A 12,856-nucleotide genomic window follows, 5' to 3' on the forward strand; every position below is an offset into this window, starting at 1 on the left:
ATGAAGGCGATTCGCACCATGGGGGCCTGGATCGAGGGCGGCGCGGTCCGCTTCCGCGTCTGGGCGCCCGAGCACGATCGGATCGAGATCGTCACGTACGGAAAGGACGGCAAGGAGGTCACGGGCACGCTGCCGGCGAGCCCGACCGGCGACGGCTACTTCGAGGCCACGGCGCCGGGCCTCGGCGCCGGCGCGCTCTACAAGGTGAAGGTCGACGGCGAGGGGCCGTTCCCGGATCCCTACGCCCGCGCGCAGCCGCTCGGCGTGCACGGCCCGTCCGCGGTCGACGATCCGTCGTTCGCGTGGACCGACGCGGGGTGGAAGGGCGTCGCGCTCGAGGACCTCGTCCTCTACGAGGTTCACGTCGGCGCGGCGACCCCGGAGGGCACGTTCGACGGGCTGATCTCGCGGCTGCCGGACCTCCGGGAGCTCGGCGTCACGGCGATCGAGATCATGCCCGTCGCGAGCTTCCCGGGCGAGCGCGGGTGGGGGTACGACGGCGTCGATCTCTTCGCGCCGGCCGCGGCCTACGGCGGCCCAGAGGGGCTCCGCCGCCTGGTCGACGCGGCGCACGCCGCGGGGCTCGGGGTGATCCTCGACTGCGTCTACAACCACTTCGGCCCGGACGGGAACTACCTGCGCGCCTACACGAAGCGCTACTTCACCGAGCGGCACAAGACGCCCTGGGGCGACGCGGTGAACTACGACGGCGAGGGCGCCGAGCAGGTGCGCGCGCTGGCGATAACGAACGCCGAGATGTGGATCCGCGACTACCACATCGACGGCCTGCGCCTCGACGCGACCCACGCGATCCTCGACGACACCGAGCCCCACATCCTCCAGGTGATCGCCGAGCGCGCGCGGGCGGCCGGCGGGGGGCGGCGCGTCGTGGTGATCGCCGAGGACAGCTCGAACGACACGCGCCTGGTGACGCCCGTGGAGCAGGGCGGCTACGGCCTCGACGGCGTGTGGGCCGACGACTTCCACCACGAGCTCCGCGTCCTCTTCGCCGGGGATCGCGACGGCTATTTCGAGGATCACCGGGGCACGGCGGAGGACATCGCGGCGGCGATCCGCAAGGGGTGGCTCTACGAGGGGCAGGTCTCGAAGCACGCGGGCAAGCCGCGGGGTACGCCGGCCGAGCCGGTGCCGCCGCCGCGCTTCGTGCACTGCATCCAGAACCACGACCAGATCGGCAACCGCGCGCTCGGCGACCGGCTCGGCGAGAAGGTGAGCCCGGCGGCCTTCCGGACCATGTCGGCGCTCCTCCTGGTCACGCCGTACACGCCGCTCCTGTTCATGGGCCAGGAGTGGAACGCGCGGACGCCGTTCCAGTACTTCACCGACCACAACGCCGAGCTCGGCCGGCTCGTGACCGAGGGCCGCCGGCGCGAGTTCCAGTACTTCACGTCGTTCAGCGGCGCGGAGGTGCCGGATCCGCAGGATCCGCGGACGTTCGAGCGCTCGAAGCTCGACTGGAGCGAGCGGCGCCGGCCGGAGCACGCCGGCGTGCTCGCGTGGTACCGCGAGCTCCTCGGCCTGCGCGCCGCGCACCCCGCGCTGCGGAGCCGCGCGCGCGGCGACTTCTCGGTCGAGGCGCTCTCGCCGGACGCGATCCGGATCGATCGCCGCGGGGCCGAGACCGCGGTGGTCGCGCTGATCGCGCTCCGCGGCGCGCTGTCCCTCGACCTCGGCCGCCCGGAGGCGCGGGTGCTCGCGTTCAGCGAGGAGCCGCGGTTCGGCGGCGCGGCGCAGCGGGCGCCGTTTGAGCGCGGCCGGGTGGCGTTCGAGGGCCCGGCGGTCCTGCTCGTCGAGGTGTAGATTCCCGCGCGATGCTGAAGCCGGTCACGTTCACGCCCATCGGCGTGGTGCGCACCCCGTTCCCCGATCGGGTGAGCGCGCCGCGGCAGCCGCACGCCGCGGCCGGCGCGGAGGGGACGATCGAGCTCGTGCCCGGCCGCGGGCTGGAGCACGCGCTCTGTGACATCGAGGGGTGGGACTACCTCTGGGTGGTCTTCTGGTTCCACCTCAACGAGGGCTGGCGCCCGAAGGTCCTGCCGCCCCGGAGCGCCGGCAAGCGGCGCGGGGTGCTGTCGACGCGCTCGCCGCACCGCCCGAACCCGATCGGCCTCAGCGTGGTCAAGCTCCTCGCGGTGGACGGGCTCTGCCTGCGCGTCGGCGGGGTGGACATGATCGACGGCACGCCGGTGCTCGATCTGAAGCCGTACGTGCCCTACGCGGACGCGTACCCCCACGCGCGCACCGGCTGGGTCGCGCCGCTCGCGGGCGACCCGCGCGCCGAGGCGCCGACCGACCCGGAGCCGGGCTTCGAGGTGGTCTGGACCGAGCGGGCCGCCGAGCAGGCCGCGTGGCTCGACGCGGCGCACGGCGTCGCGCTGCGGGAGCGCGTGGACCTGGTGCTCGCGCTCGGCCCGCAGCCGCACCCCTACCGGCGGATCCGCGCCGACGGGGACGCGATGCGCCTCGCCGTGACCTCGTGGCGGGTGCGGTTCAGGGCGGAGGGGCGGCGCATCGAGGTGCTCTCCGTGACGACCGGCTACCGGGAGAAGGAGCTCTGGGGCGGAGAGGCCCCCGAGCTCGCGGCGCACCGACAGTTCGTGGAGCGGTTCGGGCGCGGCTAGCTCCGCCCGCAACCCCGGCGTCCGCCTCGCGGCCGCGACGCGCGACGCGCGGTGAGCGTTCCTGCCAGATTGCTGTAATTCTCGTCTTTCAAAGGGGCTTCGGTGCTCGCTGCTTCGACGCGGCGCGCTTGCGGCGCGAGGCGAAGCAGACAAGAACGCTCGGCCTGTGCAGGTCGCCCCGGTGAAGGAAACTCGATGGACACGGCGCCGTTGCGTCCCGGCGCCGGTCCCTGAGCAACACTCACCGACCCTGGCGATCGCCGGGCAGCCGGTGGCAGCGCAGCGCGCGAGGAAGGCGCCCGGTGCCGGCGGCCGTCACCGCCGGAGCGGCTCGGCGAGCCCTGCCGTGCGACCGTGGACTATTCGTGATAAATGAAATGGACGTGACGTCGTCGATCTGCGGCTGCGGCGCCGGGGAGCCCGGGGTGGAGCCGCAGTTCCGCCTGCTCGCCGAGGCCCTCCCGCTGCTCGTCTGGGGGGCGCGCGGCGACGGCGCGTGCGACTACGTCAACGGCCGCTGGCGCGACTACACCGGGCAATCGGCGGAGCAAGCGATGGGCGCGGGGATCGACGTCGCGGTCCATCCGGACGACGCCGCGCGCGTCGCCGCCGCGCGGCGCGCCGCCATCGAGGCGGGCGCGCCGTTCGAGCTGGAGCTCCGGCTGCGGCGCCACGACGGCGTGTACCGCTGGTTCCTCGGTCGGGCGGAGCCCATCAAGGACGCCGGCGGCCGGGTGGTCCGCTGGTTTGGCACGTCCACCGACGTCGACGAGCGCAAGCGGGCCGAGGAGAGCCTGCGCGTGAGCGAGGAGCGGCTCCGGCTGGCCCTCGCCGGCGGCCAGCTCGGCGCCTGGGAGTGGGATCTCCCGAGCGGGCGCATCTTCTGGCCCCGCGAGACGTTCGCGCTGCTCGGCGCGGACGAGGCGGATTTCGGCGGCACGCTGGACGATTTCACGAAGCTCATCCACCCGGACGACAAGGCTGCTGCCTGGGCGCGGGTCGAGAGCGCGCTGCGCGGGGAGACGGAGTACTCGAGCGAGTTCCGCATCGTCGGCGCCGGCGGAGAGGTGCGCTGGATCCATGACCGCGCGCTGGTGCTGCGGGACCAGGAGGGGCAGCCGCTCCGGATGACGGGCGTGGTCGGCGACATCACCGCGCGCAAGCTCTCGGAGCTCTCGCTGCGCGAGAGCGAGGAGCGGTTCCGCAACATGGCGGATCACGCGCCGGTGATGATCTGGGTCACGGGCCCGGACGCGTCGTGCACGTACCTCAACCGGCGGTGGTACGAGCTCACGGGCCAGACGGAGGCGACGGGGCTCGGCTTCGGCTGGATCGAGGCGGTGCACCCCGCGGATCAGGCGGCGGTGGCGGAGGCGTTCTGGCGCGTCCACGAGCGGCGGGAGCCCTTCCGGCTCGATTACCGCCTGCGCCGCGACGACGGCGCCTACCGCTGGTGCATCGACACGGCCTCGCCGCGGCTCGGCCCGGACGGCGAGTTCCTCGGCTACGTCGGCTCGGTGATCGACATCACCGAGCGGAAGGAGGCGGAGCTCCTCATGCGGGAGAGCGAGGAGCGGTTCCGCCGCGCCGTGATGGCGACCCCGTTCCCCATCATGATCCACGCCGACGACGGCCAGGTCATCAGCATCAACCGCGCGTGGACGGAGATCAGCGGCTACAGCCTCGAGCAGATCCCCACCATCGCCGAGTGGACGGAGCGGGCGTACGGGGCGCGCAAGGGCGCCGTGCGCTCCGTGATCGACGCGCTGTACACCATGCAGGGCAAGTCGGCCGAGGGGGACTACACGATCACCACGGCGAGCGGCGCGACGCGCACGTGGGTCTTCAGCTCCGCGCCGCTCGGGAAGGACGCGTCGGGCCGTCGCCTCGTGATCAGCATCGCGCACGACATCACGGAGCGGGAGCGGATCAGCGGCGCGCTCCGCGAGAGCGAGGCGAAGTTCCGGGAGCTCGCCGACGCGATGCCGCAGATCGTCTGGACCGCCCGTCCGGACGGCGACATCGATTACTACAACCGCAGGTGGCACGAGCTGGCCGGCGTCGACGAGGCCGCGGTGACGGGCGAGAGCTGGCAGTCGTTCCTGCACGAGGACGATCGCGAGCGGGTCCTCGGCGCCTGGATCCACTCGGTCGCGACCGGCGCGCCCTACGAGATCGAGCACCGCCTCGGGTTCCCCACCGCGCGCGAGCACCGCTGGTACCTGTGCCGCGCCCTGCCGGTCCGGGGGCCGTCGGGCGACGTCGTGCGATGGTATGGCACCTGCACGGACATCCACGATCGGAAGTGCGCCGAGGCGGCGCTCAAGGACGCGGACCAGCGCAAGGACGACTTCCTGGCGATGCTCGCGCACGAGCTGCGCAACCCGCTCGGGCCCATCCGCAACGCGGTCGAGATCCTGCAGCGCATCGCGGCGCAGCAGCCGTCGCTGGTCCGCGCGTGCGGCGTGATCGACCGGCAGGTGACTCACATGGCCCGGCTGGTGGACGACCTGCTCGACGTCTCGCGCGTCGGGCGCGGCAAGGTCCAGCTGCGCAGGGAGCGCTGCGAGCTCTCGCAGCTGCTCCGGCAGACGGCCGAGGACTACCGCAGCACGCTCGAGGCGAACGGGCTGCGGCTCGAGCTGGAGCTGCCCGAGGAGCCGCTCTGGGTCCACGGCGATCCGACGCGCCTGGCGCAGGTGTTCAGCAACGTGCTGCACAACGCGTGCAAGTTCACCGACGCCGGCGGCCGGGTGACGGCGGCGCTCTCGGCGACGTCGGAGGGCTCCGCCGTGGTCCGCGTCCGCGACACCGGCATCGGGATGGATCCGGCGATGCTCGCGCGCGTGTTCGAGCCGTTCAGCCAGGCCGAGCGCAGCCTGGAGCGCAGCCGCGGCGGGCTCGGGCTGGGCCTCGCCCTCGTCAAGGGCCTCGTCACGCTCCACGGCGGCACGGTCTCGGCCGAGAGCCAGGGGATCGGCCACGGGACGGAGATGGTCGTCCACCTGCCGCTGGAGCGCACGCCCGAGGCGTCGTGCGGGCGCCCGGCGCCTTCCTCGCGCCGCCGCTCGAGGTCGCTCCGCATCCTGATCATCGAGGACAACGAGGACGCCGCGCAGAGCCTGCAGGCGCTGCTCACGATGAACGGCTACCGGGTCGAGGTCGCCCTGTCCGGCCCCGCTGGCGTGGAAGCGGCGCGGTCGTTCCGGCCGGAGGTCATCCTGTGTGACATCGGCCTCCCCGGCGGGATGGATGGATACGGGGTGGCGAGGGCGCTCAAGGGGGGCGTGGGCGTCCCTCCCTCGCTGATGATCGCGCTGACCGGCTATGGCCAGGAGGACGATCAGCGCCGGGTCCGGGAGGCCGGCTTCGACATGCACTTCATCAAGCCGATCGATCCGGGCTCGCTGCAGAAGCTCCTGGCCTCGTTCACGCCGCAGGCGTGAGGGGCTCGCCCGGGCGGGCCGCGCGCGGGCCGCGCGTCTACCGGGCCCGGAGGCCGAGCCCCGGGACGAAGCGCCCCACGCGGGCGCAGTAGTCCGCGTAGCTGTCGCCGTGGGTGCGCAGGAGATACGGCTCTTCCACGAAGCGGACCTGCAGCTCGATGGCCACGACGAGCGCCACGAGCGACGCGATCGCGAGCGGGTCGGGGACGACGAGCAGCATCCCCGAGGCGGTCAGGATCATGAAGCTGAAGATCGGGTTGCGCACCGCGGTGAACGGCCCTCGCGTCACGAGCGTCGTGCGCTCGTTCGCGCTGACGCCGATGCGCCAGGAGTCGCCCATCGCGGCCTGCGACCAGAGCGTGCCGGCGGTCCCCGCGAGCACCGTCGCGGCCCCGAGCCCCACGGCGGCCGCGACGGGCGCGGCGAGCGGCGCGACCCACCCCGCGATCTCCGCGATCGGCGCCGCCACGGCGAGGGCGATCGCGACGGCGAAGAGCGCGCCGCCCGTCCACTCCACCGAGCCGGGACGGCCAGAGATGCCGCGGAACCCGGTGGAGCCGGTCGCCCGGCGCTGGCGCAGCGAGCGCCACCCGAACGCGAGCGCGCAGTAGACGGTGAACAGGACCAGGGCAATCCAGGGGCGGGCCATCGAACCTCCAGAGCTATCACGGCGGGCGACCCCGGGGGCAAAGTGGGCGTCAAGGCGGAAGCTCGGCGCGCTCCTGCTGCGGCTACGGTCCTCTTCCTCGGATTTCTCGGACCGACCCGCTCGACGCTGGCGCGTGCGTCGCGCACGGCGTCCAGCGCGGCCCTGGCGCTCCTCGGACAGGCGATGGATGCTGCGCGCGTGGTCATCGGAACGCGAGGGAGTCGAGCGCGACGGGGGCGCAGCGCCGTGTCGCCCGGTCTGCCGGATAGCAACGGATCCATGAGCGAGCCGCGGTCGCGCCTCGCGTCGGCGCCCCTGCTCCTCGGCGAGCACCCCGCCGGGGGGCGACAGGTGAAGAAGGGCCTCCTCTCCGGAGCGCAGCTGCGCGACACGCCGCTCACCGGCGCGCTGCGGCGGGCGCTCGGCGCGGGGCCCGGCGCGCTCCCCCTGGCGCTGCCGGAGGAGCTGTGGAGCAAGGCGCTGACCGGGCCGGCGCGTGACTTCTTGCAGCGCCCTGGCAAGGACTTCCGCGCGCGGCTCGTGGCGCTCTGCTGGGCGCTCGGCGGCGGTGCGGCAGAGGAGCTGCCCGACGAGCTGCCGCTCCTCGTGGAGATCCTCCACGCCGGCTCGCTCATCGTGGACGATGTTCAGGACGACTCCGCCGCGCGGCGCGGCGCGCCGGCGCTGCACCGCGTCTGCGGGGTGCCGCTCGCCATCAACACCGGCAACTGGATGTATTTCTGGGCGTTCGACCTGCTCGGCCGCGCGCGCCTCGGCGCCGCGACCCGCCTCGCGATCTACCGCCGCCTCAGCCGCACCCTCATGCGCTGCCACGAGGGGCAGGCGCTCGATCTCACCGTGCGCGTCGGGGAGCTCGAGCGGCCGCTCGTGCCCCGGGTCGTGGCGAGCATCACGCGGCTCAAGACCGGCAGCCTGATGGCCTTCTGCGGCTACGTCGGCGCGCGCGCGGCGAGCGCGCGGGAGCAGCTCGTGCGGAGCGTCGCTCGGTGCTGCCGCGACGTCGGCGTGGGGCTGCAGATGCTCGACGACCTCGGCGGCATCACCTCCAGGGCGCGGGCGGACAAGGGGCTCGAGGACCTGCGCCACCGCCGATCGACGTGGCCCTGGGCGTGGCTCGCCGAGGTCGCCGATCCGGGGACCTTCGCCGAGGCCCAGCGGCGGCTCTGCCTCGCCGACGACGAGCGCGACCTGCAGCGCGTCGCCGAGCTGCTCCGCGAGCGGGTCGAGGCGCTCGGCCGGAGCCGCGTCGCGGACCACCTCGGCGGCGCCCTCGCCAGGCTCGGCGCCGCGGTCGGGGGCGCGCCGGCGGTGGTCGAGCTCGAGCGCGAGATCGAGCAGCTCAAGCAGAGCTACGGCTGACGCGGCCCGGGCCCCCGGCGCGCCGCCGCGCTGGCGCGCCGGGTCGCTGTGGCCGGCTCGCACACGGGCGCTGGCTCGAGCTTTGAAAAGGGCTCCGGAAGGGCTCCGGCCCAGCGCGGAGGATCATGGAGCGTTCGGGCACGGGCTGGATCGGGCACGCTGCGGGGGGTCGGGGCCGCGCCGGCGGTCGCGCTCGGCGGGCGCGCTCCGCCGCGCCTGGGCGCGATCTGCACGGGCGCGCAGAGGTCGCGCGGGTGCGCGCGGAGGTGGCCGGCCTCTTCGGGGACCCTGCGCGCGTCGCGCGCATCGAGCGGGACCTCGCCGCGGTCCCCGGCGTCCTGTCCGCGCGGGCGAGCGCGCGGACAGGACGGGTGCTCGTGCGGGTGCGGGAGGACGCGGCGGAGGCGGCGGCCGCCGTGCTCGACGCGCACGTCGTGCCGGGCGCCCCGCCGCCGCCCTCGGCGCGCCGCGCGGCGCGCGCCGTTCTCGAGGGCGTGGGCGCGCTCGTCCGCGCGGCGCGACGCGCGCGGCGCGCGGACGTCGCGGCGGGCGAGGTCGCTCGCGACGGGCCCCCGGCGTCTGCCGGGGGGCAGCCACCCGACGCGCCGGGCGGCGGCCAGGAGCAGGCGGCGGCCGGGCGGCGCGAAGGGGAGGGCGCTCGCCGCTTCGCCGTCGCCTCCCGCGCCCACGCCGAGGACGCGCGCGACGTCGCCCGCGCCCTCGGCGTGGATCCGCGCGCGGGGCTCGACGCCGCCGAGGCGCAGCGCCGGCTCCGCGCGGTCGGCCGGAACGAGCTCGCGGGCGTCGCGACCCGCTCGCCGGTCGAGATCCTCGCCGGCCAGATCTTCACCGTCCCCACCGCGCTGCTCCTCGGCGCGGCGGGCCTCTCGCTCGCGCTCGGCGACGTGTTCGACGCGGGCGCCGTCCTCCTCGTCGTCGGCACCAACGCCGCGGTGGGCACGTACACCGAATCGCGCGCCGAGGAGCTCCTGCACGCCTGGGGCGACCTCCGGGTCGGGTGGGCGCGCGTCGTGCGCGACGGGCGCGAGCAGCGGCTCGCGGCCTCGGAGCTCGTCCCCGGCGACATGCTCGCGCTGCGCGCCGGCGAGCCGGTCGCGGCGGACGCGCGCGTCGTCTTCACCGCCGCGGGCGGTCTCGCCGCCGACGAGAGCACGCTGACAGGCGAGAGCGAGCCCGCCGAGAAGGGCCCGGCGAAGGTCGAGGACGGCGCGCCCCTCGCCGATCGCCGCAGCATGGTGTACGCGGGCACCACGATCGCCTCGGGCGAGGGGGCGGCGGTGGTCGTCGCGACGGGCCGGCGGACCGCGCTCGGCGACATCCAGCGCGCGCTGTCCCGCGAGGGCGAGCGCACCCCGCCGCTCGAGCAGGAGCTCGCCTGGATCGGCCGTCGACTCGCGGCCTTCGCGCTCGCGAGCTCGTCGGCGGTGGTGGCGGTCGGCCTCGCGCGCCGGCGGCCGCTCCGCGCGCTCGCGCGGAGCGCCGTCGCCCTCGGCGTCGCCGCCATCCCCGAGGGGTTCCCCGCCGTGGGCACCACCGCGCTCGCGCTCGCGAGCCGCCGCCTGCGCGGCCGCGGCATCGTGATCCGCCGCCTGGCCGCGGCCGAGACGCTCGGCGCGGTGAGCGTCGTCTGCGCCGACAAGACCGGCACGCTCACCGAGAACCGGATGCGGGTCGTCGAGATCTTCCTCCCCGGCGAGGGCGCGCTGCGGGTCGTCGCGCGGGTGAATGCCGACCGCGCCGACCGCGCCGAGCGCGCCGACGGCGACGGCGCCGGGCCGCCGCGCGGCGTCGCGCTCTTCGGCGAGGACGGGCGCGAGGTCGCCCCGAGCGCCGCGCCCGTCCACGCGCTCGCGCGCATCGCCGCGCTCAACGCCGACGTCGAGCTGAGCGAGGTGGGCAAGGTCGTCCAGGGCAGCGGCACCGAGCGCGCCCTGGTCGAGTTCGCGCTCGGGGCCGGCTACCCCGTGTGCGCGCGGCGCCTCGCGGCGCGGCGCGTGAGCGAGGAGCGCCGCTCGCCCGAGCGTGCGTTCATGGTGACGGTCCACGACCACCCGGAGCTCGGGCACATCGAGCTCGTGAAGGGCGCGCCCGAGCAGGTCGTCGCGCGCTGCGACGCCCTCGGCGAGGCGCGCGGCGAGGTGCTCCGGCGCAACGAGGCGATGGCCTCGCGCGGCCTGCGCGTGCTCGCCCTCGCGTGGCGGCAGAACGGCCGGCCCGACAACGACGCCCCGCTCGTGCTCGCCGGCCTCGTCGGGCTCCGCGACCCCGCGCGGGCAGGCGTCAAGGAGGCGCTCGCCGCCCTCTCCGGCGCGGGCATCCGCGCGCTGATGCTCACGGGCGACCAGGAGCGGACCGCGCGCGCGATCGGCGCCGAGCTCGGCATCCCGGAGGACGCGGTGCACAGCCGGGTCACGCCCGAGGCCAAGCTCGACATCGTGAGGGCGCTCCAGCGGCGCGGCGAGATCGTGGCGATGACGGGCGACGGCGTGAACGACGGGCCCGCGCTCAAGGCGTCCGACGTCGGCGTGGCCATGGGCAAGCGCGGCACGGACATCGCGCGGGCCGTGGCCGACGTGGTCCTCGCCGAGGACGACCTGCCGAGCCTCACCGAGGCGGTCTGCGAGGGCCGGCGGCTGCACGACAACGTCCGCCGCGCCATCGCGTACTTCGTCGCGACGAACGCGAGCGAGGTCCTCGCGATGCTGGCCGGCGCCCTGGCCGGCGTCTCCCCGCTCACCCCGCTGCAGCTCCTCTGGATCAACCTCCTCACCGACGTGGCGCCCGCGCTCGCGCTCGCGCTCGAGCCGGCCGAGCCCGGCGTCATGCGGCGCCCCCCGCGCGACCCTCGGGCGCGGCTGTTCGGCCCCCGCGACGTCCGCGCGCTCGCCGCGGACGCGGCCCGCATGTCCGGCGCCTCGCTCGCGGCGTACGCGCTCGGCGGCCGCGCCGCCGCGGGGACGAGGGCGTTCACCGCGCTCGTGACCGCGCAGCTGCTCCACATCCTCGCGTGCCGCGCTGGCGCCGGCGTCGCGGGGCGCGCCCCGGAGCCCTCGCCCCGCGCGGAAAACCCCCACGTCGCCCGCGCGCTCGCCGCGACCTCCGCGCTCCAGGCGCTCGCGCTCGGCTCACCCGCTCTCCGCCGCCTGCTCGGCGCGCAGCGCCTCCGCGCCGGGGAGCTCGCGCTGGCCGTCGCCGCGGGCGCGCTGCCCTCGCTGCTGCGCGGCCCCGCGGGGCTCTCCGCGGGCGCCGGCCGCGAGATCTCGATCGTCAACACAGTCAACGCCGCGCGCGCGGATCAGGCCGCGGGCGGCGCGCGCGCGGCCTGATCCGCGCGCGAGGGAGGCACGGCATGATGAGGTTCCACCCACCGTCGTTCGCCCTGGGGGTCGGCAGCGCTGTCCTCCTGATGGGCAAGAAGCAGCACCTCCGGCCCGTGGTCGTCGAGATCGCGGCGCTCGGGCTCCACCTGGGCCGGCTCGGCCTCGCCCTGGTCGAGCGCCAGCGGGAGCACGCCGAGGATCTCTGGGCCGAGGTCGTCGAGCGCGCGCGGCGCAGGGCCGGCGGCGCGGCGCGCCGCGAGCACGCGCCGCGGAGGACCAACGGCGCCTCCGCGCTCCACGGCGAGCCGTCATGAGGGCGCCGGTGCTCGTCGCCCACGCCCTCGAGCGGCGCGTCCGCCTGCGCGCGCCCGCGCTGGCCGGCCACCGCCGCGCGTGCGAGCGCGTCGCGGAGCAGCTCGCGGCCGATCCCGGCTGCGAGGTCGTCACGGTCCGCCCGGCCACCGGCTCCGTGATCGTCGAGCGCCTCGAGGGCGCGCTCGATCCCGAGCGGCTCCGCGGCCGGCTCGCCGAGCTGGTGAACGAGGCGCGCGACGACGAGGGCCACCTGCTCGGCGCGCCGCGGCCCGACGCGCACCCTGGCCCGACGCGCGTCGCCCGCGCCGTCGCTCACGCCGTCGCCGCGATCAACGCGGACGTGCGCGAGGCGATGGGCTACCGCGCGGACCTCGGCACCCTCTTGCCGGTCGTGTTCGCGACGGCGGGGCTCGCCGAGGTCGGCGTGACGCGCAGGTTGCCGGCGCCCGCGTGGTTCAACCTGCTCTGGTGGTCGCTCCGGTCGTTCATGACGTTCAACCCGGGGGCGGTGTCGGAGGAGCTGCGCACCGCCATCGGTGTCGGTGTCGGAGGAGCTGCGCGCCGCCGCCGGCGGCGGCGCGCCGTCCGACCCGGCCTTCGCGGGCGGCGGCCCTGGCGCGGCGGGCCCGCCTCGCGGCGAGCGCTAGCCGCGTGGCGCCGCGCGGGCGTGACGGCGGCCTAGCCCGCCCCCGGCCGGAGCGCGCCAACCAGGTAGATGCCGCCCATCACGATGAGCAGGGCGCCTGCGAGCCCTTGAGTCCAGCGCGGGTTGATGCGCGAGTTGACCGCCTCGGCCAGCGCGACGGCGATGAGCGTGCTCAGCACCAGGGCGGCGGACGCGCCGATGAACACGGAAACGCGGCTCTTACCGGCCGCGCCCAGCGTGAACACCGCGAGCTGCGTCTTGTCGCCGAGCTCGGCCAGGAACACCGTCCAGAAGGTCGCCAGAAGGACTTTCAGATCCATGCCCTAGAGAAGCACGCCCCGCCGTCCAGGGCTCCTCGTGTCGGGCCGACCCGGAGCGCGGCCGTCGGTCGAACCATCGACTCGGCTCGCCGGGAGCGTCCTCACGGCGCCGTGGGC

General features: G+C 75.6%; 9 protein-coding genes. 7 read left to right on the forward strand and 2 right to left on the reverse strand.

Annotation, left to right across the window (positions count from 1 at the left end; genetic code table 11):
* From treZ to WME85_RS14550, 3 genes are all read left to right on the forward strand, one after another.
* The gene (gene treZ / locus WME85_RS14540) at positions 1-1,821 is read left to right on the forward strand and encodes a malto-oligosyltrehalose trehalohydrolase (RefSeq protein ID WP_437838733.1); all 1,821 of its coding nucleotides are present in this window, start codon (positions 1-3) and stop codon (positions 1,819-1,821) included.
* 11 nt (positions 1,822-1,832) lie between these two features.
* Positions 1,833-2,642 (forward strand): tRNA (N6-threonylcarbamoyladenosine(37)-N6)-methyltransferase TrmO, encoded by an 810-nt coding sequence (tsaA, locus tag WME85_RS14545; protein ID WP_437838735.1) that lies wholly within the window; start codon positions 1,833-1,835, stop codon positions 2,640-2,642.
* Positions 2,643-3,025: 383 nt separating this feature from the next.
* Positions 3,026-6,088, forward strand: coding sequence for a PAS domain S-box protein (locus tag WME85_RS14550; protein ID WP_437838737.1), 3,063 nt, complete (start codon positions 3,026-3,028; stop codon positions 6,086-6,088).
* 37 nt (positions 6,089-6,125) lie between these two features.
* On the opposite strand, the gene WME85_RS14555 is transcribed toward WME85_RS14550, so the two are convergent.
* Entirely contained in the window at positions 6,126-6,737 is a 612-nt protein-coding gene (locus tag WME85_RS14555; RefSeq protein ID WP_437838739.1) for a methyltransferase family protein, read from the reverse strand.
* A 279-nt stretch (positions 6,738-7,016) separates the two neighbouring features.
* Here WME85_RS14555 and WME85_RS14560 point away from each other — a divergent pair, with 279 nt between their 5' ends.
* From WME85_RS14560 to WME85_RS14575, 4 genes are all read left to right on the forward strand, one after another.
* Complete coding sequence (locus WME85_RS14560) at positions 7,017-8,117, forward strand: polyprenyl synthetase family protein (RefSeq protein WP_437838741.1); 1,101 nt, start codon at positions 7,017-7,019, stop codon at positions 8,115-8,117.
* A gap of 254 nt (positions 8,118-8,371) precedes the next feature.
* Positions 8,372-11,464 carry a cation-translocating P-type ATPase gene (locus WME85_RS14565; protein WP_437838743.1) on the forward strand — a complete coding sequence of 1,031 codons (3,093 nt, stop codon included), beginning with the start codon at positions 8,372-8,374 and terminating at the stop codon, positions 11,462-11,464.
* Positions 11,465-11,487: 23 nt separating this feature from the next.
* Positions 11,488-11,772 (forward strand): hypothetical protein, encoded by a 285-nt coding sequence (locus tag WME85_RS14570; RefSeq protein ID WP_437838745.1) that lies wholly within the window; start codon positions 11,488-11,490, stop codon positions 11,770-11,772.
* Positions 11,769-12,455 (forward strand): HMA2 domain-containing protein, encoded by a 687-nt coding sequence (locus WME85_RS14575; RefSeq protein ID WP_437838747.1) that lies wholly within the window; start codon positions 11,769-11,771, stop codon positions 12,453-12,455. Before WME85_RS14570 ends, WME85_RS14575 begins: the two co-directional genes overlap by 4 nt.
* On the opposite strand, the gene WME85_RS14580 is transcribed toward WME85_RS14575, so the two are convergent.
* The gene (locus tag WME85_RS14580) at positions 12,452-12,739 is read right to left on the reverse strand and encodes a TMEM165/GDT1 family protein (RefSeq protein ID WP_437309708.1); all 288 of its coding nucleotides are present in this window, start codon (positions 12,737-12,739) and stop codon (positions 12,452-12,454) included. The two genes, WME85_RS14575 and WME85_RS14580, sit on opposite strands and share 4 nt — an antisense overlap.
* Positions 12,740-12,856: the final 117 nt, after the last annotated feature.

It is taken from the genome of Sorangium sp. So ce1153, assembly GCF_051521595.1.
Lineage (GTDB): Bacteria > Myxococcota_A > Polyangia > Polyangiales > Polyangiaceae > Sorangium.